The sequence below is a fragment of the Mycobacterium sp. 852002-51961_SCH5331710 genome, from assembly GCF_001665535.1.
Lineage (GTDB): Bacteria > Actinomycetota > Actinomycetes > Mycobacteriales > Mycobacteriaceae > Mycobacterium.
The window spans coordinates 187190-210967 of sequence record NZ_LZSQ01000113.1; the positions used below are offsets into that span (position 1 = coordinate 187190).

The window sequence follows — 23778 nt, forward strand, 5'->3', positions numbered from 1 at the left end:
GTCGCTCACTCGGCTAAGCTGATGAGCCCGTAGTGACCGTCGTAACGGGGATAGAGCACGACGGCGCGCCCCTGTACGGCCTCGATGAAGAACAGGAAAGGTAAGCCGCGCAGTTCCATCCGTTCGATCGCCTGCTCGACGGTGATGCACGGAGCGGGTTGGGCACTCAGAGTCACGGGAATCGTGTGGGCCGCGAGCTGGTCCACCGAAGGGGCGACGACCTGGGCGAGGCGGTATCCGCTCGAGTCATCCCGGTACAACACGCTGGCCGATCCCGTGCCTTCCTCGATGAACAGGTGGAAGTCGTAGTCGAGCATCTCCATGTCCCAGGCGGCTTCATCGAGTGTGCAGACCGATGCGGTGAACGATTTGCGCCGAACCACTTGGCGCTCATCGACCGGTCGTTCGAAGTGAACCGGCCGATGGGTCGGCTCTGACTCATGACGCCACTCGCACGGGGCGGTGATCGGTTGTCTGCCGCGCCGCGCCTCCCAATGCTCGGCAATCCGTTCGAGTCGGCGCCGCAACCGCGCGGCGAGCAGATCGATCGCTTCCTCGGCCGTTTGGCCTTCCACCTGCTCACGGATGGCCCGGCCGTTGACGTCCAGGTTGCCTTGCGCGACGACCGCGCGTGACACCGCCGGATTCCGGGATTTGGTGAGTCTGACGCGTGCATGCAACACGGGTTTACCCGTGCGCCGCGCCAAGTCGCCGATCTTTCGGCGGGCGTAGTCGGCCGCACCTGGAAGTTCGCTGGGTGCGGACACCGTGACGTCGCCGGTTGTGTCGATTTCCGCTCTGCTGGTCATGTTTTCATTGAAGCCGAGGCACCGCTCACATTCGAGGGTCGAAGGTCACCATGCTGGCGGACCGAGTTCGATCCCGCCAGATGGCACTGCAAGAAACGCAGGTGGTCCGTCGCGAGTTGGTCTCGGATCGCCCCGTGGTACATCTCGAAATGGCGGACAGGATATTGGTGGACCTCATATCGAGGCGCGTCCGCGACCGCCTTCTCGATGAACCGCGTGGAGATCACCTCGTCATCTCTTGCGACGGTGACAAGCAGCGGTGCGGTGAGCCGCCGCAACGTCTCTCGATGGTGGCGCGGAGCCCTGAAGAGGAATCTCGGAGCGACCTCGTTACGCCATGAGAGCGAATGTGATTCGAGGTCGCTGAACAACGAGGCAAGTGACGGATCCCAGAACACGGCGTGACCCAAGCGCCCGTACACGGGAAGGTAGGACGGTTCCAACCGGAGCGCGCCTCTCACCGTGTCGACCGATGCGGCCCACATCAGGCTCGCCGTGGCCTTGCAGATGCGTAGCACGCCGAGCCGCAAGTGTGCGGGAACATGGCGACCGTGAAGCCCTCGAAACATGTCGATGGCAGGGACATTGGCAACCACAGCGGCAATGGACGGATCTGTCGCCGCGACCTCGATGACGTGGGCTCCGCCGAGCGATGTGCCCCACAGTGCGACGCGGGTGTCGTCGACTTCCGGTCGGGAACGCATGAACGCCACCGCGTTGCGGAGGTCCTCGCGTTGCCGGCCTTGGTCGATGAGTTGCCGCGGCTCTCCTCCACTGAGGCCCAGATGGCGATAGTCGAATATGAGCGCGGCCAGACCACCCTCGGCGAACGTTTCGGCGAATGCCGGCACGATCCAATCCATGGTCGCCGAAAAGCCGTGCGCCAGAGCGACAGCCGGGAGCGGCTTGGAACCCGCTGTTGGCAGGTACAAGCGGCCGGCGATCACTGTGCCGCCCGAGCCGAACGACACCCGCTGGATTGTGTACGGCATGTCATCACCCCCATCACCATCCATCAGCGGGCCACGATCACCGGCGTTCGAACCGCCTGCACGACCGCCGTGCTCACCGAGCCCAGCAGGGCGCCGGTGACCGCCCCGTAACCGTGGCTAGGTCGTCCGGCCAGCAATGCGCGTTCCATCGTGCCGGCTCCCTGAGCGCCAACCACCAGCAGCTCGGCGTCACGCGAAACCTCCATGAGAGCCGCGACCGGTGGCTTCGAAACCTCTCGCGTAACGACCTTCAAGCCTCGGCCGGCGGTGTCGACCGCCAGCTGCGCGGCTCGTCGCACGATCTCATGACTGCGTCGCCTTTGTGTTTCCAACACCTTCGGCGGAACCGGTACGCCGAGCCACGTCCCCAAGACGGGCTCTGCGGCGTGAGCAATAGCGAGTGGAACCCCGCGCAGGGCTGCATCGCACGCCGCCCAGCGAACGGCCGCGTCCGCCGAGGCTGATCCATCGGTTCCGACGACGTCGGGCATGTCAACACCGCTCCACGAGCTTGGCGATCGCGACCGTCACCCCGCGGGCGATCTCGTCCACGTCGGGCGTTGCGTCGTAGTCGGCCATGACACCGAAAACCAGCTCGTCTGCGTAACTCAGGATCGCGACGCCCGTTCGCAGTTGAAGGGCGATCGGCGGAATCGGCAGCACGTGGAGGACTTCCCGACCCAGGATCGTCATCCGCTTCCGTGGTCCGGGGACGTTGGTCGCCAGTGCGACGACGCCGCGCTGAGGCAGGCGCGTCGCCGTTCGGATGAACCAGGCGGTCAACGGGAACGGCACAGCGTTCATCGCCGACATCACGATACTGCCCGCCTCGCGCTGACCACTCGCCTTCACCTTCGTCAGCCGACGGTGCACCGCCAGCAGTTGTTCGACTGGGTCCTCTTTCTCCACGGGCAAGAACGGCAGCATGACCGAGACCCGGTTGTCGGTGATACCGACCGCGTCGTTGGCTCGAACCGACACCGGAACCAGCGTGCGCAGCGAGGTGCGTGTCGGCTTCTCACCGCGTCGAACGAGTGCGGCGCGGTAGCTGTCGGTCAAAGCGGCCAGTGCGACGTCGTTGACCGTGACGCCGTAGGCTTCCGTCACTTTGGTGACGTCGGCGAGGCTGACGCGCGCACCGCTGTAGCGGCGCATCGCCGTGACGGGACCGTTCAATGACGACTCGGCGGCAGGGCTGACTATTCCACCGACGAGCTCGGCAGCGCCCTCGACGACCAGCGCCGCGGCATTGGTCGCGGTCGCGGCCATCCGGATCAGTCCGCCCGGCCAGGTCAACGGGTTCAGAACTGATTTCGGCGATGTGACCGGTTGGTGCGGGTCTGCTTTCGCGGCGCGGATCTCCGTGGCGAACGTCTCACCTTCTCCCCCGTCGGCGAGCGAGGAGAACATGTGCATCGTGGCGATGCCGTCGGCGATGCAGTGGTGGATCTTCAACAGGATCGCCCACCTGCCGTCGGCGAGACCTTCGACGATCCAGCACTCCCACAACGGCCGATCCCGGTCGAGACGCCGCTCCATGACGTCGGCGACGAACCTGTGCAGCGCATCATCGTCTCCCGGCCGCGGCAGCGCCGCCCGATGAAGGTGGTGGGTGATGTCGAGATCTTCGACCTCGACCCATTCCGGCGGCGCAAGGTCCAACAGATGCGTGTGCAACACCTCCCGAAACCGCGGCAGCTCAGTCAGTCTCGCGGCAAGGCCGGAAGCAATCGTGTCGAACTGCGGCATCGGTCCTTCGAGGATCGAAAGCCCGCCGACCGCCAGGCTGATGTGCCGATCGGAATCCTCTGCCTCCAAGAACCCCGCGTCAAGGGTCGTCAAGCGTTGCACGGTTGCCTCCTTTGCGCCGGTGCGATCGGGGTGGTTGCCATCGCTGATCAGATTGCGGTGCAACATATCTGCTGCGCTTCGGTAACTGATTCGGCCAATGGACGCGTGGTGTCGATCAGATGACCGCCGTAGTCGAGGCCATGTTCTTCCGCAATGGCGGCTGCGATGTCGGGGGTTGCATCAGAGGTTGTATCGGTTCGGGTTTCGATCCTCAGCGCGGCCTCGTCCAGCGGAGCCGAGCACGTGAGTATCACCAACGGCACACGCGCGCGATCGGCGATGCGGCGTGCTCGCTCGCGCTGCTCGGCATCGCGCCAGGTCCCATCGAGTATCACCGACCTGCCCGCAGAAAGCGTGGCGGCGGCTCGCCGCAGCACCTCCTGGTAAACAGCGCTGACATTTCGCGGCGCGTAGAGACCGGTGTCCACCTCGCCTACCAGACCGGTGATCGTGCCGGCGCCCTGCATCTGCTTCCTGATGTCGTCGGTGGAGATGACCTCGGCGTCGAGTTGTTCTGCCAGACCCCGCGAAAGCGTGCTCTTACCCGTTCCCGGACCGCCGCCGACGATGATCAGCCGCACAGTCGATAACCGAAGATGCGCCGAAGCGATTTCGAGGTGTCGCCGCGCGTCGGCGCGCGCCTCGTCATGGCCTTGGTCGACGCGCACGCAGTCGACCTTTGCCCGGACCACCGCACGATAGGCGATGTAGAAGTGCGTCAGCGCGCTCGGCGCCGTGTCACCGGAGTGCCTGCGATAGGAGTCGAGGAACAGCTCGGCGAGGTCTTGACGGCCGAGGAATTCCAGATCCATCGCGAGGAACGCCGCGTCGTCGACGACGTCAACGAAACGGAGGCTGTCGTCGAACTCAAGACAGTCGAGTATGGCGAGGTGGTCACCGGGACAGAAGATGTCGTCGGCCAGCAGGTCGCCGTGCCCGTCAACCACACGGTGTTCGGCTAACCGGCGATCGAAAAGCGCCGAACGACCGGCCATGAATCGTTCGGCGAGCCGCCGAATTTCGGAGACGCGCTGGCCGAGCACCCCTCGGCCGGTGTGATGCGCGATCTGGTCGAGGTTCTGTCGCCAGCGTGCCGCGACGGCGCCGGGTCGCCCGCATCCGTCGATGACCTCGCTTCGTGCCGCGTTCCGGTGGAATTCGGCAACCCTCTGGGCGATGGCGTCCAGTTGCTCGTACACCGGCCGACCGTCACGGATCATCGATGCCAGCCGTACCGAGTCGGCGTAACGCCGCATCACAACCACGGGCTCATCTGATCCGCCGTCCGGACCGGCGAAGTGGCCGACGCCGAGGTAGCTTTCGGGAGAAAGCCTGCGATTCAGAGCCACCTCGCGTTCGCAGGCCGCCGCCCGGTTCTCGGGCGTACGGAAATCCAGGAAGTCGGTGCGGATGGGCTTTTTCACCTTGTATGCCCTGTCGCCGAGCAGCACCACGACACCGGTGTGCGTCTCATGGGCCTGTGCGTGCAGATTGCCGGCATTGCGGAGCGCGATGGCGCCGCGGTCCGCCTTCACCACCGATGCGCTCATGACTCGATCGTCTGCTTTGGCCGGCACCGTCCAACAGGGTCAGAAGCCCCGATGAATGGGACCATTGGCCCTGGTTTCCGGCGGTGCTTCGAGCCCACGATCGAGTGATGCGAGACACCCTTGTCGGCACCGACGTCATCACCAACGCCGTACGCCTGGCGTGTCGGGCCCCGTCGTTGCACAACAGCCAGCCGTGGCGCTGGACGACCGACGGTTCCTCGCTGGAGCTGTACCTCGACAAGACGCGTGTCCTGTATTCGACCGACCGTTCCGGGCGGGAAGCCCTGATGAGCTGCGGCGCGGTACTCGACCACCTCACGGTGGCGATGGCGGCAGCCGGCTGGGAAGCCGACATCGAGCGCTATCCGAATCCGAACAGCCCGGTGCACCTGGCGAATGTCGACTTCTCCCCGATGGAATTCGTCACCGAAGGACACCGTCGTCGCGCCGACGCGATAATGATGCGGCGCACCGACCGGCTTCCTTTTGCGGCGCCGCCCGAGTGGGTCACCGTCGAAGCGCAACTGCGCAGAACCGTCAGCTCGGATGCCGTCAGATTGGACGTGATCGCCGACGAACTGCGCGCCGAACTGGTTCAGGCTTCCAGGCTGACCGAGTCCCTGCGCTTCTACGACCCTTACTATCACGAGGAGTTGCAGTGGTGGACAGCGCCTTTCCCGGTCAGCGAGGGCATCGACCCGAGTTCTCTTCCCACGGCGGCCGAGAGCGATCACGTGGGCGTCGGACGTAGTTTCCCCGTTTCTCACGACGAACGAGACAGGCGCCCCAACTACGGCCAGGACAGGGCGAAGATCGTCGTGCTGTCCACCTACGACAACGAGCGCGAAAGTGTGCTTCGATGCGGAGAGATGCTGTCGGCGGTCCTGCTCGATGCCACCATGGACGGCCTGGCCACGTGCACGCTGACGCACATCACCGAACTGAGGGCGAGCCGCGACATCGTGGCCTCGCTGATCGGCGCCGAGACAACGCCGCAAGTGCTGATCCGCATCGGCACGGCGCCGGAGCTCGAAGACCGGCCCCCGGCGACTCCGCGACGCCCCATCGCTGAAGTGCTCGAAGTGCACCAGCCGCCCGCGAAAGGTGCTGTTCGGCCTTGATCTGCACACCGCAGACCGTAAGGTGAGACACCGTGGCTCAAACTCAGGAGTGAGACACCGATGGTGAAGGTCTTTCTGGTCGACGACCACGAAGTGGTGCGGCGCGGTCTCATCGACCTCCTCAGCGCCGACCCGGATTTGGATGTGATCGGCGAGGCGGGCTCCGTGTCGCAGGCAATGGCGCGCATTCCCGCCCTGCAACCCGATGTCGCGGTCCTCGACGTACGACTCCCGGACGGCAACGGCATCGAACTGTGTCGGGACCTTCTGTCCCGCATGCCGGATCTGCGGTGCCTGATGTTGACGTCCTTCACCTCCGACGAGGCGATGCTGGACGCGATTCTGGCCGGGGCCAGCGGCTATGTGGTCAAAGACATCAAGGGGATGGAGCTCGCCCAGGCGATCAAGGATGTCGGCGCGGGGCGGTCACTGCTGGACAACCGCGCCGCGGCTGCCTTGATGGCCAAATTGCGTGGCGCAGCTGAACATTCCGACCCCTTGGCGAAACTCAGCGACCAGGAGCGGGTGCTGCTGGATCTGCTCGGGGAAGGCCTGACCAACAAACAGATCGCCGCCAGGATGTTCCTCGCCGAGAAGACGGTCAAGAACTACGTTTCACGCCTGTTGGCCAAGCTCGGGATGGAACGACGCACGCAGGCTGCGGTCTACATCTCCAAATTGGAAAGGTCGCACCGCGACCCCGAGATGTGAGGGCCTGTCACGACGGTCGTACCACCAGGACCGGCATACGCGCCGACTCGGCGACCGTCGAGCTGACGGATCCGAGCAGCATTCCGGCGAAGCCACCGCGCCCATGGCTGCCCAGGACCGTCAGCTGCGCGCGATCCGATTGCTCGAGCAGCTGGTGTGCGGGCCGATCCATCACCAGGACGCGTCTGATCTGAACATCGGGATACTGCTCCTGCCATCCGGCGAGGCGCTCGCCGAGCGTTTCCTCGGCTTCCCGGCGTAGGGCGTCGACCTCGCACCCGGGCAGCTCGTAGAAGCTCATGTCGCTCCATGCGTGGACGGCGACGAGATCCACTCCGCGGCGGGATGCCTCATCGAAAGCGACCGCCGTGGCGGCTTCCGATGCCGGCGAGCCGTCGATCCCGACGACCACCGGAGCCTTTGAAACCGGTTCGGACATCAGCGGATCCTCGTCATGGATGACCGCGACAGGGCACTTGGCGTGGTGCAGGAGACCCCAGCTGACCGAGCCGAGAAGACGGCGTCCGATGGCGCCAAGACCACGGCAGCCGACCACGATCATGCGGCCCTCTTTCGACAGGTCGATGAGTGTGGGCAGGACGGCGGCCGTCACCAACTCGGTGGTGATCGACAGGTCCTCGTCGGGGGTGGCCCGTTGAGCGGTTTCCACCGCTGCCGCGAGGTATTCGTGACCCCTTCGCTTGAGACTCTCGGTGACTTGGGGCGGCATGGCCACCTCCGGCCACATCCGCACGGCAGGTGATTCGACGACATGCACGACCTTCAGCGGCACCCGGTGTAACGCGGCTTCCCGCGCAGCCCAGTCGGTGGCAACCCTCGCGGCCGGCGAACCGTCCACCGCGACCAGAATGCCTTGATCGGATGTCGTTGTGGCCATTTCGCGCTCCCTCTCACCGCTTGACGTCAATCCACTTCCATGAATGTATCGCCGTAGACGGTGCTTGCTCCGGAGGCGTTCGTCACCGGTGAAATGGTCGAAAGTCCCTGGACCGAGCCCTGCCACCACGGGGACCATCGACTGATCCACGCTGAGGTCAGCCCGATTGGATGTCCAGATGGGACAACGCTCCGAGGACTTTGCGTTGCGGATGCCTGGTGCGTGTCGACAGGCAGAGTTGCTCGATGGCGGCGTCGTGGTGATCCGTGATTTGACGCCTTCGGACGCCGAACAGGTCATGGGCCTGTACGGGAGCTTGGACGCCGATGAACGCTACCTTCGGTTCTTCACCATGAATCCGAGGGATCTGCCCGCCTGGGCGCGCGCGGTGACCGATTGTTCCGATACGCAGCGCGCCATCGGTTGTTTCGAATCCGATCGCCTGCTCGGCGTCGCGAACTACGTCGTGTCGAAGGCATCGAACGAAGCCGAGATGGCGGTCACCGTGGCGCACGGCCACCACATGCGCGGCGTGGGGACGCTACTTCTCCACCGGTTGGGCGCCATCGCCAAGGCCAGCGGTCTGCAGTTTCTCGTCGCCCAGGTGCTGACCGTGAACAGTCCGATGCTGGAAGTCCTGTCTGAATCCGGCTGGCCCTTTGAGCGGGAGCGAGACGGTACGGTCGTCACCTTCAGAGTCGATCTGTCCGAAATCCGCTGAGTTCGAACGCTTACGCCAGTGGCGACCCGTCGAGTCGCGCGGCGACGTCGGATACGGCTCGTCGCGGGGTGGGCGGCAGCGGGTCGGCACCGAGAAGTCCCCAACCGATCCGCACCAACATCTGCGGGTACAGGTCACCATCGAAGACCTCCGCTCGGACAGCAGCGCGAGTCTCTAACACCTCCAAGGGCTCCGTCATCGGACAACTCGACAGTCCGAGCACGGTGGCCGTTAGGAGGACCACACTGGACGCCTCACCGGCGCGCAGTCGCGACAGGTCGCTGTCGTCGTCTGTGCCGAGGGCGAGGACCACGGCATTGTCGGTCTCCGCCTCGGAGCCCTCCGGTTGCGACAGACTCGCGCCCGCAAACGTCCGTGCCGAGACGCTGCCGTCGGCTTTCGGTGTGCTGCGCGCCGGCACTCCCGCGGTCGCCGCGTATTTGCCGCTCCACGTGGCGAGTTCGGCGGCATAGCCATGGTCGGCCGCATGTCGTCGAGCCGCCTCGCTCACGAGACTCCTCAGCGCGGAAACGTCGTCGACCTGGCGCACCGTCGCCCCGGCCGCGGCCGCTCGGGTCGCGATCAATGCGAGGTCTGCCGGTGCGACCTTCGATGAGCCGTACCGGCGGCGGTCGGTCCGGCGTCGCGGAATGGCCGCGGCGAGCGCGATGTCGGCTTCGGTCGGGTCGTGCCGATGAAGTTCCACAGCCGCTAGGTGATTCGGGTCGTCCGGGTTCGGGAACCGGTGCACCTCGGCGCGCCAGCCCAGGGCGGCGAAGCCGATCTGACAGTGGTTCAGCGAGGCACCGCAGCTGAGCATGAGGTCCCGAGCATCAGGGTCGGTGTGTGGCAGGTGCAGTCGGCGGTCGGCGTACAGGTGGACGCTGCGTTCCCCGGCCCGCCACCGCCACGGTTGGGTGTTGTGCACCGATGGCGCCTTCGCCGCCAGCATCAGTGCGGCACGGATGGTTTCGGCGTTGGGATGGTGTGCGTTCATGCCTATGCGGCCCGGGGTGTGTCGGTGCTGCGGTGCTCATGAGCGACGTCGTGCTCCCTCGACGGCGGGCGCCAACTTACGTATGTCAGATACAGGCCGACGAGCCCCAGCACGACGACCACGCTCCGCCACACTCCACCGGCGTCGATCGTCCGGTTCGCCAACTCGGCGAAGGTCTCCGGGAACGCGAGCAGCAAGACGCCACGGGCGACCAGCAGCCAGCCCAGGACAGAGACGATGACCGCGGCGGGGCCACGCCACGTCTGGTGCGTGGCGACGATCGCGATCCCCCCGAGGAGTATGAAAGCTCCCATCACCCAAGGCCATACGGCGGTCTCGGTGAACTCGGTCAGCAGGATCCGCATGTCCGGCGTGCGAAACAGGACGACCACCGCGACGATCGTCAGGTACGGGCCCAGGATACGTGCAACAGCTCTCGTGCGGTGGTCGACGGTCGAGATGCTCATCATGTCCTCCAACTTGATCGGAATACGCAGGGTCACAGGCTCGCAGCGGCACCGTCCAGGGTGCCGACGACTTCGGTGAGAGGACGCCGCGGCGTCGACGGCAGCGGGTCGGCACCGACGGGCGCCCAACCGATCCGGAACATCATCTGCGGATACTCACGGCCGTCGAAAACCTCGTACCTGAGCGCTTGCCGCGTCCCAGGAACCTCGAGAGGCTCCGATACCGGGCAGCTGGCCAAGCCCATGGACGTGGCGGTCAACAACAGCAGGCTCGACGCCTCACCCGCCCGCAACCGGGAAAGGTCGTCGTCGGCCACAGATCCCAGCGCCAACAGCATCGCGTGGTCGTCGGGCGCAGACGCGCCCTGCGGTTGCGCCAACGTCCCGCCGGGAAAGAGACGGCCCGGGAGGGGGGCCGTGGGGTCGGATTCCGGAATGCTGCGCGCCGGTACACCCGACGTCGCGGCGTGCCGTCCGCTCCATGCCGCGAGTTCGGCCAGATACGCATCGTCATGGGTGTGCTGCCACACCGCCTGCGCCACGATTGCCCTGATGTCCAGAGACATCTCGACCCGGCGCATCAGAATCCCCGTCCTGGCGAGCCTCGCCCCGATCTTCGCGATGTCGGCCATCGACACGGGCCACGGGCCGAAGTGGCGGCGGTCGGTCCGGCGCCGCGGAATGGCGGCAGCCAGGGCGATGTCGGCGGTAGTGGGTTCGACGGGGCTCAGTTCAAACGAGGCCAGGTGATCGGGATCGGCGGGGTTGGGGAACCGGTGGACCCTGGCCCGCCAACCCACGGCCGCCAGCGCCACGATGGCGTGATGCAGCGCCATCCCGCAGCTGACCATCAAGTCACGTTCGTCGGCGTCTGTCTTCGCCAGGTGGCGCGACCGGTCAGCGTAGAGATGCAGACTTTCGTTCCCCACCTTCCAGTACCAGGGCTGCGAGTTGTGCACGGAAGGAGCCCGCGTCGCCAGCGACAACACCGTCCGTAGCGTCTCTGCATCGGGAAATTCGGGTGTCGGCGGTTCGGTGGATCCGGAGGAAACAGTCACATGACGAAGGATGCTCCGGCGGCCAGGAGAGAAACAGGGCAAGAAGTCCCCTTATCGAGGTACTCCTGGCCCGCTAAAGGGTGCGGTTTCAGGTGGTCGCCGCCTAGTCGGCGATCGACAGCGCGATGCCGTCGAGGATGTCGTGCTCGCTGACGATCAACTCCTCGATGCCGGCGCGTTCACGCAACGCATCGGCCAGTTCCTCGACGATGATCGCGCCGCCGCCGATGACGTCGACGCGGCCCTCGTGCATCGGGCCGAGCTTGGCCCGCTCCGCGCGCGGCATCGCGATCAGTCCTTCACACACGCCGAGCAGTTCGGCGAACGGAACCCGCGAAAGGTGGATAGCGTCGGAGTCGTAGACCGGCATCTTGTGCGCCAGCGCCGAAAGCGTCGTCATGGTTCCCGCCACGCCGACCCAGGTGCGGGCCTGTTCGACCGGCACCACCCGAAACGCCTCTTCCAATCCTTCCCGCACCGCATCTCGCGCAGCGGCGATCTCCTCGACCGTCGGCGGATCGGAGTGCAGACAGCGTTCGGTGAGCCGGACACAGCCGATGTCGGCCGAATAGCCTGCGGTCAGCTCGTCGGTGCCGAGCACGACTTCGGTGGAACCGCCACCCAGGTCGACGACAACGAAAGGCGCTGCGGCCGAGTCGAGTTCACCGACCGCGCCGTTGAACGACAACGCCGCCTCCTCGGTACCCGTGATCACCTCGGCGACGGCGCCGGGCACCACGGTCCCCAGCACCTCCGCCGTCATCGCAAAGAAGACGTCGCGGTTTGCGGCGTCCCTGGTCGCCGAGGTCGCCACCATCCGCACGTGTTCGACCCCGTGGTGGCGCATCAGCTCGGCGTAGTCGATCAGCGCAGCCTCCGTGCGCGCCAGGGCCTCGGACGCGAATCGTCCTGTGGCGTCGACCCCTTGGCCCAGGCGAACGATGCGCATCTCGCGATGCACATCGGCCAGCTTGCCCTCGACGAGATCGGCGATCAGCAGGCGGATCGAGTTGGTTCCGCAGTCAATGGCGCCGACCCTACTCATGCCTCCACCTCTCGGGTTCGAGAATGCCGTCCATCGCGGGATCGTCGGCCAGCGCCGCGAGCGCCTCGTCGCCGAAGGGGTTGATGCCCGGCCCTTTCGCCAACGAGTGGGCGATCAGCACGTGCAGACACTTGACTCGGTCCGGCATACCTCCGCCGGAGAATGTCGTACCCAGCGATTCGATCGCGTCACGCTCGGCGAGATACGACTCGTGCGCCTCGCGGTACGCCCGCGCCACGTCGGGGTCGTTGCGCAGTCGCTCGGTCATCTCCCGCATCATGCCCGATGATTCGAGCCTGCTGGCGGCGGCGGTCAGCGCGGGATGGGTGAGGTAGTACAAGGTCGGAAACGGCGTTCCGTCAGGCAGTTTCGGTGTGGTCTTGACCACACCGGGTTCGCCGTTGGGGCAACGGTAAGCGATCTCCAGGACGCCGCGCGGCCTGCGACCGAGCTGCCGCTCGACGGCGTCGAGATCTGCGGGGTCAACCACCGGGCGCGGGTGGGAGTGGCGGCGGCTGGGGCACATCGGGTGCGGTCGGCGGGACGCCGGGCAGCGGTCCGGGTGTGATCCCGTGCGGCTCATCGGCGATCGTGTGCCACAGCGCGGTGTACCAAGGCTGGTCGCGGTAGACGGTCGTGGGCTCGTCGTCCGGTGTGCCCGGCACGGCGGCGCCGGGAGGCAGCTGCACCTGGTACGGGATCTCGCCCGGCATGACGAACCCGAGCCGCTCGCGAGCCTGCGCGGCGATGAACACCGGGTCGGCCAGTTTCACCTTCTGCTGTTCGAGGTCGGCGATCTGGGCCCGCAACTGCTGTTCGGTGGCCTTGAGTTGCTTCATCTCCGTGCGTTGGGCGAAGTAGGTGCGCACCGGCCCGGCGATCGTCAGCGTCAGCACGCACACCACGGCTGCGAGGATCGCCGCGCGCCGCGCCGCGGATCCGAAACGCTGCTCGGACTGCTGCTCGGCCGATTCGGCGATGGCGCGCCGGATGACGACGCCGGCTTCACCGGATTTGGCGGAGGCGTCGCCCGGCGCCTCGGTTGCCGGACGCGATTCGGTGACACGGGGCTCGCGACGTGCCGCGATGCGCGGACGGCCCTTCCCTGCGCCACCGGCCTTACCCGACTTCCCCGGTCGGGAAGTCGGTGACCGACGCTTCGGGTCGGGCCGTTTCGCTTCGGGCACGGTCCGTTACCGGTCTATTTGGCTTCCATCGCGAACCGCGGGAAGGCGAGGTCCCCTGCGTAACGCGCGGCGTCACCGAGGTTCTCCTCGATGCGCAGCAGCTGGTTGTACTTGGCGACGCGTTCGCTGCGGGCCGGCGCACCGGTCTTGATCTGGCCGCTGCCCACCGCGACCGAGAGGTCCGCGATCGTGGTGTCCTCGGTTTCGCCGCTGCGATGGCTCATCATCGTGCGGTAGCCGCTGTTGTGGGCGAGCGCTACGGCGTCGAGCGTCTCGGTCAGCGTGCCGATCTGGTTCACCTTCACCAAAAGCGCGTTCGCGGCGCCCTTTTGGATGCCGTCCTCGAGCCGCTCCGGATTGGTGACGAACAGGTCGTCGCCGACGAGCTGCACGCGGTCCCCGATCGCCGACGTCAGCGCGATCCAGCCGTCCCAGTCGTCCTCGGACAGCGGATCCTCGATCGACACCAACGGATACGTATCGAGCAAGCCCGCGTAGAACTGGCCCATCTGCTCGGCTGTGCGCACCTCGTTCTCGAACTTGTAGCCCTGCCCGTCGGCGTAGAACTCGGTCGCGGCCACGTCGAGGGCGAGCGCGACATCCGAGCCGGCCTTGAACCCGGCGGCCTCGATGGCCGACAGGATCAGATCAAGCGCCGCCTTGGTGCCCGCGACGTCGGGCGCGAATCCGCCTTCGTCACCGAGGCCGGTCGCCAGCCCCTGGGACTTGAGCACGGACTTGAGCGAGTGGTAGACCTCGGCGCCCCAGCGGAGCGCTTCCTTGAACGATGCGGCGCCGATCGGCGCGACCATGAACTCCTGCACGTCGACGCCGGTGTCGGCGTGCGCGCCGCCGTTGAGGATGTTCATCATCGGCACCGGCAGGATGTGGGCGTTCGGCCCGCCGATGTAGCGGAACAGGTCGAGATCGGCCGCCTGGGCGGCGGCCTTGGCCACGGCCAGCGAGGCGCCCAGGATCGCATTGGCGCCGAGGCGCGACTTGTCGGGCGTGCCGTCCAGGTCGAGCAGCGCCTGGTCGACAAGCCGCTGGTCGTCGGCCTGCAGACCGATGATGGCGGGACCGATCTCGTCGAGCACGGCCTCGACCGCCTTCTCGACGCCCTTGCCGCCGTAGCGCGAGCCGCCGTCGCGCAACTCCACGGCCTCGTGTTCACCGGTCGAGGCGCCCGATGGCACCGCGGCACGGGCGAAGGAACCGTCTCCCAACAGGACCTCAACCTCGACCGTCGGGTTTCCCCGGGAGTCGAGGATCTCTCGGGCTCCGACCTGATCGATTGTGGGCACTGGCGTCTCCTTGGTGTCCTCGGTGGTGGGGGCGAGTGTTCGCGTCAACCGACGAGCCTAGAGCCTCCCAGTTGGGTCGGCGTGTCTAGAGGGGGTGCCCGTCCGCGTAAGCGGTCGCCCAGTCCCGCACGGTCCGCGCGTACTGGTCGGACTGGTTGTAGGCGCGCAGCGCGTTCATCCAGCCGCGCGGCGTGGCCAGGTCCTTGCCGGTCCAGCACAGATATCCCGCGGCGGACAGCGCGGCGTCGTCCATGTTGTCGGCGCTGACCTCGCCGTCGTTGTTGGCGTCGACGCCGTAGTGCCCCCAGGTCTCGGGGATGAACTGCATCGGGCCCATGGCGCGGGCGTGCTTGGAATCACCGTCGTTGCTGACCGCGTCGTCGTCGAAGATCTCCAGGTTGCCGTTGGTGCCGTCGAGCCAGACACCCCGGATCGGCGGTTCCACGTCGCCGTTCGATCCGATCGCCGCGCCGCGGTAGGTGCCGTGGTGGCTTTCCACCTGGCCGATGCCCGCCAGCGTCGTCCACGCCAGCTTGCAGTCGGGGTTCTCGACCTCCGCGACCCGGGCGGCGTAGGCGTACGCCTCGAGCGCGGCGACCGGAATGCCCAGCTTGGGGGCGCGTTCGGCCGCCCACTCGTGAAGTTGATCGGCAGGGCGCCCCTTGGCGTACGTGTCGATCTTGGGCACCGGGTCGCCGGGCGGCGGCGGCACGCCCTCAGGGATGGGCGTCCCCAGCTGCCAAGAGCAGCTAGAAGCCAAAAGCAGCGCCGTCGCACCCACTACAGCGACAGCACGTAGCCAACGCACCGGCGACACCAAACTCCCTCAACCAACCTCGGTCGCTGCCCATGGTCCCACGGGTTCGGGACGTCGCGGCTCAGCGTTGGGAGCGATTCGGGTGCACAAATTGTTCAGCTGCTCAGGACGCGGAATCGGCAACTTCGGCCTCGGCAGCCTCATCGGCCACCTCCGCCTCGTTGGTCTCAGCTGCGTCGTCATCGGTCTCTTCTGTTTCAATCGCGGCGCCGCCGTCGTCCGTTTCGGTCCCGTCGCCGGAGGGCCAGTGCGCGCGCCACTCATCCTCGGACACGGCGCCCAACGAGGTCGCGTCGAGTTCCTCGGGCACGTCGTCGCCGCGGCGGTCGACCGCAATCGCCCGCTCCGTCCGCCGCACAATGTCCATGAACTCCAGAACCGCCGAGCGCAAGGCGTTTTCGGCGTCACTGCCCGCCGTAACCGTCACCGACGTGATCGCATCGGGTATCAGGTCACCGGGCAGACCTGCGGCACTGACCCGTTCGATCACCTTCTGCGCCAACGCCAAAGCGGGTTGAGCGGTCGGCACGTCGTCCATCGTCGAGTTGGCCCGCTTCGCCTTCTTCTCGAGCGCCTTACGCTCCTCCCACTGGGCGAGTTGTTCGTCCAGTGAGATCGGCTCGCCCGCGAGCACGGCGGGGACCCGGTTGCCCAGCTTGCGCACCAGCGCATCGGCAACGTCGTCGATGCCGAACGAATTCTGCGGTGCGTCTTCGGCGATACGGGCGTGAAAAAGCACCTGTAACAACACGTCTCCGAGTTCGTCGCGCAGCGCGTCGGCGTCGCCGCTGTGCACGGCGTCGAAGACCTCGTAGGTTTCCTCGAGCAGGTAGCGGCGAAGCGAATCGTGCGTCTGCTCGCTCTCCCACGGCCCGGAGGTGCGCAGTTTGTCCATCATCGCGACGGCATCGACGAGCCGCTCGCCGGGCGCGGCCTCCGGTGCGGAGATCACGCGATCGCCCGCGGCCAGTCGGGCCTTGACGGCGGGGTGTTCCGGATCCGAAGACAACAGCACCGGCGCGTCCTCACCGTCGTATGCCGGCCGCGCCGACGGCAATGACCACGGCACCTTGATCGGCATTTCCTCGGTGTACTGGACGTCGCCGGACAGCAGATCGATCGCGTCGATCGGGATCAGGGCCGGGCGTCGGGGGTCGACCAAAACGACGGTCATCGGGTCACACCCCCTCACGCGTTTTGATGGATCCGCTGATCTCGGTTATACCAACACCTCGTCGGACGCCGAAGTCGGCGAACACTGCCCGGCGCTGCGTGCGCCCCCGGACCGGCGATGGCCGCCCTGCCTGGCGGCAGGACGGCCATCGTGTCCTCGGCGTGGTGCTCAGGACTCCGGCACGAACGGATCGTCCGGGAGGACCCAGTGGCCCGGCTTCTCATCGAAGAACGGGTTGACGACCCCATGCACGTCCGGAAGCTTCTTCAGCTGCCCGGGCGGAATTCCGTAGAACGGGTTCGGGACACCGTTGATGAACGGCGAGTTCTTCAGCTGCCCCGGCGGGATGTGCCCGTTCGGGAGCCTGAAGTAGTTGTCCACCTCAGGGAACTGCACGTCGGGCAGGTCCACATCGGGCACATTCACCTTCGGAACATCCACATCAGAGACATTCACCTTCGGAACATCCACATCAGGGACATTCACCTTGGGAACGTCCACATCGGGGACGTTCACCTGCGGAACGTTCACGTCGGGAACGTTCACAGCCGGCACGTCCACATTCGGAACGTTCACAGCCGGCACGTCCACATCGGGAGCGTGCACAGCAGGAACGTTCACATTAGGAACGTCCAGGCCCGGAACCGGAGGCTGCGGGATGTCGATGTGCGGTTGTGCCTGTGCCAGGCCTGCGCCCAGGCCAAGCGCGCCGAGCCCGAGTGCACCGGTCATCGTGGTGGTTACTGCCAGTTTCTTGAAGTCCATTCGAAAACTCCTTCGCCTTGCGTCATCGCGACACACACCGATTCCTCGGCGGCATCGTGTGATGTTCGGTTTAGGAAATTGCTTAAACCACCTGTCATAGGTGATCGACGCCCTCGGTTTGGACGACTCCCTCGGTCAACGGGCAAGCAACACCTTGACCCCCCGCTGTGTATGTCGGATCGGCGCGACGGCGCGTTAACAGCGCTTCTGGGTTCTGTGCCGGTGCGACAGCCCGAAATCGCACCTGACCTGGCGGTCAGCCGGCCGAAATCGGGCTCGAAATCAAGTCGACGCTGCCCTGTGGTTTCCCGTCCAACGCCAGGATCAGGTCGGCGACCATCTGAACCAACTCGAGGTCGCGGATGCGCGGTGCGCCGATGCCGTCACCGGCGCGCGGGATCGGCACCTGAACCGTCGACGTGGTCGCCCGGTAGCCGGCGCTGGGGTACATCCGCTTGAGCCGCAGCTGTTGGCTATCGGCCAGCTGAAGCGGGGAGAGCCGCACCGTCGACTCCGACACCGAGCTGACCTCGGTGACGCCGTAGGCCTTCAACAGCAACCGCAGACGCGCGACGGCCACCAGGCGCCGAGCGGGTTCGGGTAGCGGGCCGTACCGGTCGACGAGTTCCTCGACGACGGCGTTCACCGCCTCCTGATCAGGGGCCGCCGCCAACCTTCGGTAACCCTCCAGCCGGAGCCGGTCGCTGCCGATGTAGTCGGGCGGCAGGTGCGCGTCGACGGGCAGATCGATCCGGACGTCCTTCGGTTCCTCCGGTGCGGCAACGGTTTCCCCGTCCGCGGCGGCGCGGTAGGCCTCGACGGCTTCACCCACCAGACGCACATAGAGATCGAATCCGACACCGGCGACGTGCCCGGACTGTTCGGCACCGAGCACGTTGCCGGCACCGCGAATCTCCAAGTCCTTCATGGCCACTGCCATGCCCGCACCGAGTTCGTTGTTCTGCGCGATGGTGGCCAGCCGGTCGTAGGCGGTCTCGGTGAGCGGAACCTCCGGCGGATACAGGAAATACGCATAGCCGCGTTCCCGGCTGCGACCGACCCGGCCCCTGAGCTGATGCAGCTGCGACAGCCCGAAAGTATCGGCGCGCTCGACGATCAATGTGTTGGCGTTGGAGATGTCCAGGCCGGTCTCGACGATCGTCGTGCAGACCAGGATGTCGTATTCGCGATTCCAGAAGCCCTCGACCGTGCGCTCGAGTTGTTCCTCGGGCATCTGGCCGTGCGCGACGACGACGCGCGCCTCGGGCACCAACGCCGAAACACGTGCGGCCACTTGGTCGATGGACCGCACCCTGTTGTGGATGTAGAACGCCTGCCCGTCGCGCAACAGTTCGCGGCGAAGCGCGGCGGCGATCTGTTTGTCGTCGTGGGGCCCGACGTAGGTCAGCACCGGATAGCGCTCCTCGGGCGGCGTGAGGATGGTCGACATCTCGCGGATACCTGCGAGGCTCATCTCCAGCGTGCGAGGGATCGGGGTGGCGCTCATGGTCAGCACATCGACGTGGGTACGCAGCGACTTGATGTGCTCCTTGTGCTCGACGCCGAAACGCTGTTCCTCGTCGACCACGATCAGGCCGAGGTCCTTCCAGGTCACTCCGGTCTGCAGCAGGCGGTGCGTGCCGATCACGATGTCGACGCTGCCGTCCTTCATGCCCTCGAGCACCGCGCGCGACTCGGCCGGGTCGGTGAACCGCGACAGGCCCTTGACGGTGACGGGGAACCCCGCCATCCGCTCGGAGAAGGTCTGCAGATGCTGGTCGGCCAGCAGCGTCGTCGGCACCAGCACCGCGACCTGCTTTCCGTCCTGCACCGCCTTGAACGCCGCCCGCACCGCGATCTCGGTCTTGCCGTAGCCCACGTCGCCGCAGATCACCCGGTCCATCGGGATGGGCTTTTCCATGTCACCCTTGACCTCGGTGATCGCGGTCAGCTGGTCGACGGTCTCGGTGAAGCCGAACGCGTCCTCCATCTCGGCCTGCCACGGGCTGTCGGGTGAGAACGCATGGCCGGGCGAGGCCTGTCGTTTGGCGTACAGCGACACCAGTTCGGCCGCGATCTCGCGAACTGCGCGGCGCGCCTTGGTCTTTGTGTTCGTCCAGTCGCTGCCGCCCAGCCGCGACAGCGTCGGCGACTCCCCACCGACGTAGCGGGAAAGCTGGTCCAGCGAGTCCATCGGCACATAGAGCTTGTCGGTGCCGCCGCCGCGTTTGGATGACGCGTATTCCAGCACCAGGTACTCGCGGCGGGCACCGCCGACGACGCGTTCGGTCATCTCGACGAAGCGTCCGATGCCGTGTTGGTCGTGCACCACCAGGTCACCTGCGGTGAGCGCCAGCGGGTCAACGACGTTGCGCCGCTTGGCCGCAAGCCGTTTTCCTTCGGTGGCTGTCGCGCGGTTGCCGGTGAGGTCGGTCTCGGTGATCACCACCAGCTTCGCGCCCGGAATCACGACACCGTCGTGCAGTGGGCCCTTGAGCACGCCGACGACGCCGTCCTTGAGTGAGCCGCCGGACTCCAAAAGCCCTGCGGGGACGTCGGATTCGGCGAGCTGCTCGACGACGCGCTGCGCGGTGCCAGCGCCGGGCGTGACGACGGCGGCACAACCGCCGGTCGCGACGTGGGCGCGCAGCATGGCGAAGATTTCACCGATGCTGGCTTGCGAACCCCGCGCCGACGGTGCGGGCCTGATGTCCACCTCGAAGCCGGCTTCGTCGGACAACTGGCTCAGCGTCCACCAGGGATGCCCGCCCTCGCGGGCCGCGGCGCGTGCGTCGTCGAGATCGACGAAGCCCGACGCCCCAAGCGCCTCGAGGTCGATCGGGGCGTCACCGCCCACCGCCGCGCTCGACCAGGACGCCTCCAGAAACTCGCGGCCCGTCTTGATCAGGTCGGCGGCCCGAGTGCGCACCTTCTCCGGATCGCAGATCAGCAGCGGCATATCCGCCGGAAGGAGATCCGACAGCGTCGCCAACTCGGTGGGACGCAGCAGCGGAAGCAACGCCTCCATCCCGTCGACGGGGATCCCCTCGGAGAGCTTGGCCAGCATGTCGGGCACGCTGCCGGGAAGGGTGTTCTCCTGCGCGGGATGCTCGCGGGCGAGTTCAACGGCCCGTGTCCGGACGTCCTCGGTCAGCAGCACTTCGCGGCACGGCACGGCGATCACGGTGTCAACGCCGATCTCCGGGATCGACCGCTGGTCGGCGACGGAGAACATCCGCATCTCGGAGACCTCGTCGCCCCAGAACTCGATGCGGACCGGATGCTCGTAGGTCGGCGGGAACAGGTCGAGAATGCCGCCGCGCACCGCGAATTCGCCGCGCTTGCCGACCATGTCGACGCGGGTGTAGGCGAGCTCGACGAGCCGTTCGATCAGCGAGTCGAACTCGGCCTCCACGCCGGCCGTCAGCGTCACCGGTTCGACGTCGGCCACGTCGGGCGCCATGGGTTGCAGCAACGACCGCGCGGTGGTGACCACCACCCGCAGCGGCGGCCCGAGCCGGGCGTCGTCGGGGTGGGTCAGCCTGCGCAACAACATGAGCCGCGCACCGACGGTGTCGACACCCGGTGAGAGCCGTTCGTGCGGCAGCGTCTCCCACGAGGGGAACATCGCGACGGCGTCGCCGAACACGCCGCGCAGTTCAGCGGTCAGATCGTCGGCTTCGCGCCCGGTCGCGGTGACGACGACCAACGGCGAAGCCTGCGCGATCGCAGACGCGACGAAGACCCGGGCGGCGGCCGGGCCGATGATGGCGAGATCGGCGGGCTTGTCGGCGGCACGGCGCGAGATCTCGTTCAGGGAGGGATCTCGTAGCGCCAGTTCGACAAGCCCGGCGATCGGGGTTGGGACAGACAGGGTCCCCGATGCGGTCATGATGCCTTCCATCGTAGGCAAGCGCCGAAAAGCTTGCCGCGACGAGGGTTTGCCGGATCCAGAGACGAGATCTGCGTCACTCGTCGAGCAACAGTGGATCGTTCTCCAGATGCATCAGCCCGTTCCAGCAGAGGTTGACCAGATGCGCGGCGACGACCTCTTTCTTCGGCTCGCGCACGTCGAGCCACCACTGCGCGGTCATCGACACCGAGCCGACCAAGGCCTGCGCGTACAGCGGCGCCATCTCCGGGTCCAGTCCCCTGCGGGAGAAATCCCCGGCCAGGATCGAGGACACCTGGTTGACGGCCTCGTTCAGCAGCGTCGAATAGGTGCTGCCGGAGGTGATCGACGCCGGGGAGTCGCGGATCAGGATGCGGAAACCGTCGGTGCGCTCGTCGACGTAGGTCAGCAGGGCGAGCGCGACGCGTTCGATGCGCAGCCTCGAGCGGTTGTTGGTCATCCGGGTCAGCGACGAGGTGATGCCGTCGAGCAACGCCGACATCTCGCGGTCGACGACCACCGCGTACAGGCCCTCCTTGCCGCCGAAGTGTTCGTAGACGACGGGTTTGGAGACGTTGGCGCGCTGCGCGATCTCCTCGATCGAGGTGCCTTCGTAGCCGCGCTCGGCGAAGAGCCTGCGCGCGACCTCGATGAGTTGGTGGCGCCGCTCGGCGCCGGTCATGCGCGCCCGCGGTGCTTTGACCTCCTTGTCGAGTGCTGCCACGGTTATCAGGTTAGATGGCCTGCGGCCGCGGTGGACTAGCATCACGAGTTGATCATTCCGTCGTGGTGTAATCGGCAGCACCTCTGATTTTGGTTCAGATAGTTCAGGTTCGAGTCCTGGCGACGGAGCAGCGAGCGAGACCGCGTCACCAGCGAGTCGCGTATGAATTGCACATCCGATAGGCAGGAGACCGGATGACGGCAGCCACCGACACCGCGGTGGTCGTTCTGGCGGCCGGCGCGGGGACCCGGATGCGCTCCGACACCCCGAAAGTGCTGCACACGCTGGCGGGCCGCACCATGCTCGCGCACGCGCTGCGGGCCGTTGCCAAGGCCGCGCCCCAGCACGTCGTCGTGGTCGTCGGCAAGGACCGCGACCAGGTGACGCCCGAGGTGGAGCGACTGGCCGCCGAGCTGGGCCGTCCCATCGACACCGCGACGCAGGAACAGCAGCTGGGCACCGGGCACGCCGTGCTGTGCGGCCTGACGGCGCTTCCGGCCGACTTCGCCGGGACCGTGGTGGTGACCTCGGGCGACGTGCCCCTGCTCGACGCCGACACGCTGACCGAGCTGGTCAGCACGCACACCGCCCGGCCTGCCGCGGCAACCGTGCTGACAACGGCGCTGCCCGACCCGACCGGATACGGACGTGTCCTGCGTACCTCGGACGGCGGCGAGCTGCTCGGCATCGTCGAGCAGGCCGACGCCACCCCCGAACAGCAGGCCATCACCGAGGTCAACGCAGGGGTGTACGCGTTCGACGGACCCGTACTGCGCTCCGCGCTGAGCCGTCTGAGCTCGGACAACGCCCAGCAGGAGCAGTACCTGACCGACGTCGTCTCGATCGTGCGGTCCGACGGGCACGTGGTGCTGTCCCAACACGTCGACGATTCGATGCTGGTCGCGGGCGTCAACGATCGCGTGCAGCTGGCCGAGCTGAGCGCCGAGCTGAACCGGCGCATCGTCGCCGCCCACCAGCGGGCCGGGGTGACGGTCATCGACCCCGCCACCACCTGGATCGACGTCGACGTGACCATCGGCCGCGACACCGTCGTCAAACCGGGCACCCAGCTACTCGACGGCACCCGCGTCGGCGGGCGCTGTGAGATCGGGCCGGACACCACGCTGGCCGACGTGACCGTCGGTGACGGTGCGACGGTGTGCCGTACGCACGGCAGTTCCTCGGTGATCGGGGACGGCGCGTCGGTCGGACCGTTCACCTACCTGCGGCCGGGCACAGTGCTGGGCGCCGACGGCAAGCTGGGCGCCTTCGTCGAGACGAAGAACGCGACGATCGGCACCGGCACCAAGGTGCCGCACCTGACCTACGTCGGCGACGCCGACATCGGCGAACACAGCAACATCGGAGCGTCGAGCGTCTTCGTCAACTACGACGGCGAGACCAAGAGCCGCACCAAGATCGGCTCGCACGTCCGCACCGGGTCGGACACGATGTTCGTCGCACCGGTGACCATCGGCGACGGGGCCTACACCGGCGCGGGGACCGTCGTGCGCGACGACGTGCCGCCCGGCGCGCTCGCGATCTCGGCTGGTCCGCAGCGAAACATCGAGGGCTGGGTGGCGCGCAAACGACCCGGGTCGGCGTCGGCCCGCGCCGCGGAACAGGCGACCGGCCGCGACGAGGGCGAACGGCCCGACAAGGACACCGCCGAGCCACAGTGATCGCCCCCGGCCG

The 23778-nt window shown here is 66.8% G+C and carries 22 protein-coding genes and 1 tRNA gene; 5 read left to right on the forward strand and 18 right to left on the reverse strand.

What is annotated here, in order from left to right; genetic code table 11:
• Positions 1-5: 5 nt before the first annotated feature.
• From A5752_RS20700 to A5752_RS20720, 5 genes are read right to left on the reverse strand one after another with little or no spacing between them, the layout of a single operon-like run.
• The gene (locus A5752_RS20700; RefSeq protein ID WP_067089417.1) at positions 6-809 is read right to left on the reverse strand and encodes a sigma 54 modulation/S30EA ribosomal C-terminal domain-containing protein; all 804 of its coding nucleotides are present in this window, start codon (positions 807-809) and stop codon (positions 6-8) included.
• Positions 806-1801 carry an alpha/beta hydrolase gene (locus tag A5752_RS20705; RefSeq protein ID WP_082964003.1) on the reverse strand — a complete coding sequence of 332 codons (996 nt, stop codon included), beginning with the start codon at positions 1799-1801 and terminating at the stop codon, positions 806-808. Before A5752_RS20705 ends, A5752_RS20700 begins: the two co-directional genes overlap by 4 nt.
• 23 nt (positions 1802-1824) lie before the next feature.
• Positions 1825-2292 (reverse strand): universal stress protein, encoded by a 468-nt coding sequence (locus A5752_RS20710; protein ID WP_067089420.1) that lies wholly within the window; start codon positions 2290-2292, stop codon positions 1825-1827.
• Between the two features lies 1 nt (position 2293).
• A complete protein-coding gene (locus A5752_RS20715; RefSeq protein WP_067089643.1) occupies positions 2294-3652 on the reverse strand; it encodes a WS/DGAT/MGAT family O-acyltransferase in 1359 nt (452 codons plus the stop codon).
• 47 nt (positions 3653-3699) lie between these two features.
• Entirely contained in the window at positions 3700-5202 is a 1503-nt protein-coding gene (locus tag A5752_RS20720) for a bifunctional aminoglycoside phosphotransferase/ATP-binding protein (protein ID WP_067089422.1), read from the reverse strand.
• Positions 5203-5309: 107 nt separating this feature from the next.
• Here A5752_RS20720 and A5752_RS20725 point away from each other — a divergent pair, with 107 nt between their 5' ends.
• Complete coding sequence (locus tag A5752_RS20725) at positions 5310-6323, forward strand: Acg family FMN-binding oxidoreductase (protein WP_067089425.1); 1014 nt, start codon at positions 5310-5312, stop codon at positions 6321-6323.
• Between the two features lie 60 nt (positions 6324-6383).
• Positions 6384-7034: a hypoxia response regulator transcription factor DosR/DevR gene (gene dosR / locus A5752_RS20730; protein ID WP_067089427.1), complete on the forward strand. Its 651-nt coding sequence runs from the start codon at positions 6384-6386 to the stop codon at positions 7032-7034.
• Between the two features lie 7 nt (positions 7035-7041).
• Here the strand turns inward: dosR and A5752_RS20735 are convergent, their stop codons facing one another.
• Positions 7042-7932: a universal stress protein gene (locus tag A5752_RS20735; protein ID WP_067089430.1), complete on the reverse strand. Its 891-nt coding sequence runs from the start codon at positions 7930-7932 to the stop codon at positions 7042-7044.
• Positions 7933-8098: 166 nt separating this feature from the next.
• Between A5752_RS20735 and A5752_RS20740 the strand changes: the two genes are divergently transcribed.
• The gene (locus A5752_RS20740; protein ID WP_156614036.1) at positions 8099-8653 is read left to right on the forward strand and encodes a GNAT family N-acetyltransferase; all 555 of its coding nucleotides are present in this window, start codon (positions 8099-8101) and stop codon (positions 8651-8653) included.
• Between the two features lie 10 nt (positions 8654-8663).
• Here A5752_RS20740 and A5752_RS20745 read toward each other — a convergent pair whose 3' ends face one another.
• From A5752_RS20745 to A5752_RS20800, 12 genes are all read right to left on the reverse strand, one after another.
• A complete protein-coding gene (locus A5752_RS20745; RefSeq protein ID WP_067089435.1) occupies positions 8664-9650 on the reverse strand; it encodes an Acg family FMN-binding oxidoreductase in 987 nt (328 codons plus the stop codon).
• Positions 9651-9652: 2 nt separating this feature from the next.
• Entirely contained in the window at positions 9653-10117 is a 465-nt protein-coding gene (locus tag A5752_RS20750; protein ID WP_082964004.1) for a hypothetical protein, read from the reverse strand.
• 32 nt (positions 10118-10149) lie between these two features.
• Positions 10150-11175: an Acg family FMN-binding oxidoreductase gene (locus A5752_RS20755; protein ID WP_067089438.1), complete on the reverse strand. Its 1026-nt coding sequence runs from the start codon at positions 11173-11175 to the stop codon at positions 10150-10152.
• A 103-nt stretch (positions 11176-11278) separates the two neighbouring features.
• A complete protein-coding gene (locus A5752_RS20760) occupies positions 11279-12220 on the reverse strand; it encodes a Ppx/GppA phosphatase family protein (protein ID WP_067089440.1) in 942 nt (313 codons plus the stop codon).
• Positions 12213-12710 carry a DUF501 domain-containing protein gene (locus tag A5752_RS20765; protein ID WP_067089443.1) on the reverse strand — a complete coding sequence of 166 codons (498 nt, stop codon included), beginning with the start codon at positions 12708-12710 and terminating at the stop codon, positions 12213-12215. Before A5752_RS20765 ends, A5752_RS20760 begins: the two co-directional genes overlap by 8 nt.
• Positions 12703-13407, reverse strand: coding sequence for an FtsB family cell division protein (locus tag A5752_RS20770; RefSeq protein ID WP_067089446.1), 705 nt, complete (start codon positions 13405-13407; stop codon positions 12703-12705). The genes A5752_RS20765 and A5752_RS20770 overlap by 8 nt, the downstream gene beginning before the upstream one ends.
• 14 nt (positions 13408-13421) lie before the next feature.
• Positions 13422-14711, reverse strand: coding sequence for a phosphopyruvate hydratase (gene eno / locus A5752_RS20775; RefSeq protein ID WP_067089649.1), 1290 nt, complete (start codon positions 14709-14711; stop codon positions 13422-13424).
• Between the two features lie 85 nt (positions 14712-14796).
• Complete coding sequence (locus A5752_RS20780; protein WP_067089449.1) at positions 14797-15528, reverse strand: lytic transglycosylase domain-containing protein; 732 nt, start codon at positions 15526-15528, stop codon at positions 14797-14799.
• A gap of 103 nt (positions 15529-15631) precedes the next feature.
• Positions 15632-16702, reverse strand: coding sequence for a nucleoside triphosphate pyrophosphohydrolase (locus tag A5752_RS20785; RefSeq protein ID WP_067089451.1), 1071 nt, complete (start codon positions 16700-16702; stop codon positions 15632-15634).
• Between the two features lie 168 nt (positions 16703-16870).
• The gene (locus A5752_RS20790) at positions 16871-17467 is read right to left on the reverse strand and encodes a hypothetical protein (RefSeq protein WP_067089454.1); all 597 of its coding nucleotides are present in this window, start codon (positions 17465-17467) and stop codon (positions 16871-16873) included.
• Between the two features lie 256 nt (positions 17468-17723).
• Positions 17724-21359, reverse strand: coding sequence for a transcription-repair coupling factor (mfd, locus tag A5752_RS20795; RefSeq protein ID WP_067089652.1), 3636 nt, complete (start codon positions 21357-21359; stop codon positions 17724-17726).
• Positions 21360-21435: 76 nt separating this feature from the next.
• Positions 21436-22041 carry a TetR/AcrR family transcriptional regulator gene (locus A5752_RS20800; protein WP_067089657.1) on the reverse strand — a complete coding sequence of 202 codons (606 nt, stop codon included), beginning with the start codon at positions 22039-22041 and terminating at the stop codon, positions 21436-21438.
• A gap of 98 nt (positions 22042-22139) precedes the next feature.
• On the opposite strand from A5752_RS20800, the gene A5752_RS20805 reads away from it, so the two are divergent.
• Positions 22140-22211 (forward strand) — tRNA-Gln (locus A5752_RS20805).
• Between the two features lie 66 nt (positions 22212-22277).
• Positions 22278-23765, forward strand: a complete 1488-nt coding sequence (gene glmU / locus A5752_RS20810; protein WP_067089457.1) for a bifunctional UDP-N-acetylglucosamine diphosphorylase/glucosamine-1-phosphate N-acetyltransferase GlmU — start codon at positions 22278-22280, stop codon at positions 23763-23765.
• Positions 23766-23778 lie beyond the last annotated feature (13 nt).

Excerpts from the sequence above, each read along its gene's own strand:
- A5752_RS20700 (WP_067089417.1), bottom strand. The coding sequence starts at position 809 with ATGACCAGCAGAGCGGAAATCGACACAACCGGCGACGTCACGGTGTCC.
- A5752_RS20705 (WP_082964003.1), bottom strand. The coding sequence starts at position 1,801 with ATGCCGTACACAATCCAGCGGGTGTCGTTCGGCTCGGGCGGCACAGTG.
- A5752_RS20710 (WP_067089420.1), bottom strand. The coding sequence starts at position 2,292 with ATGCCCGACGTCGTCGGAACCGATGGATCAGCCTCGGCGGACGCGGCC.
- A5752_RS20720 (WP_067089422.1), bottom strand. The coding sequence starts at position 5,202 with ATGAGCGCATCGGTGGTGAAGGCGGACCGCGGCGCCATCGCGCTCCGC.
- A5752_RS20725 (WP_067089425.1), top strand. The coding sequence starts at position 5,310 with ATGCGAGACACCCTTGTCGGCACCGACGTCATCACCAACGCCGTACGC.
- dosR (WP_067089427.1), top strand. The coding sequence starts at position 6,384 with ATGGTGAAGGTCTTTCTGGTCGACGACCACGAAGTGGTGCGGCGCGGT.
- A5752_RS20735 (WP_067089430.1), bottom strand. The coding sequence starts at position 7,932 with ATGGCCACAACGACATCCGATCAAGGCATTCTGGTCGCGGTGGACGGT.
- A5752_RS20745 (WP_067089435.1), bottom strand. The coding sequence starts at position 9,650 with ATGAACGCACACCATCCCAACGCCGAAACCATCCGTGCCGCACTGATG.
- A5752_RS20750 (WP_082964004.1), bottom strand. The coding sequence starts at position 10,117 with ATGAGCATCTCGACCGTCGACCACCGCACGAGAGCTGTTGCACGTATC.
- A5752_RS20760 (WP_067089440.1), bottom strand. The coding sequence starts at position 12,220 with ATGAGTAGGGTCGGCGCCATTGACTGCGGAACCAACTCGATCCGCCTG.
- A5752_RS20785 (WP_067089451.1), bottom strand. The coding sequence starts at position 16,702 with ATGACCGTCGTTTTGGTCGACCCCCGACGCCCGGCCCTGATCCCGATC.
- A5752_RS20790 (WP_067089454.1), bottom strand. The coding sequence starts at position 17,467 with ATGGACTTCAAGAAACTGGCAGTAACCACCACGATGACCGGTGCACTC.
- mfd (WP_067089652.1), bottom strand. The coding sequence starts at position 21,359 with ATGACCGCATCGGGGACCCTGTCTGTCCCAACCCCGATCGCCGGGCTT.
- A5752_RS20800 (WP_067089657.1), bottom strand. The coding sequence starts at position 22,041 with ATGACCGGCGCCGAGCGGCGCCACCAACTCATCGAGGTCGCGCGCAGG.
- glmU (WP_067089457.1), top strand. The coding sequence starts at position 22,278 with ATGACGGCAGCCACCGACACCGCGGTGGTCGTTCTGGCGGCCGGCGCG.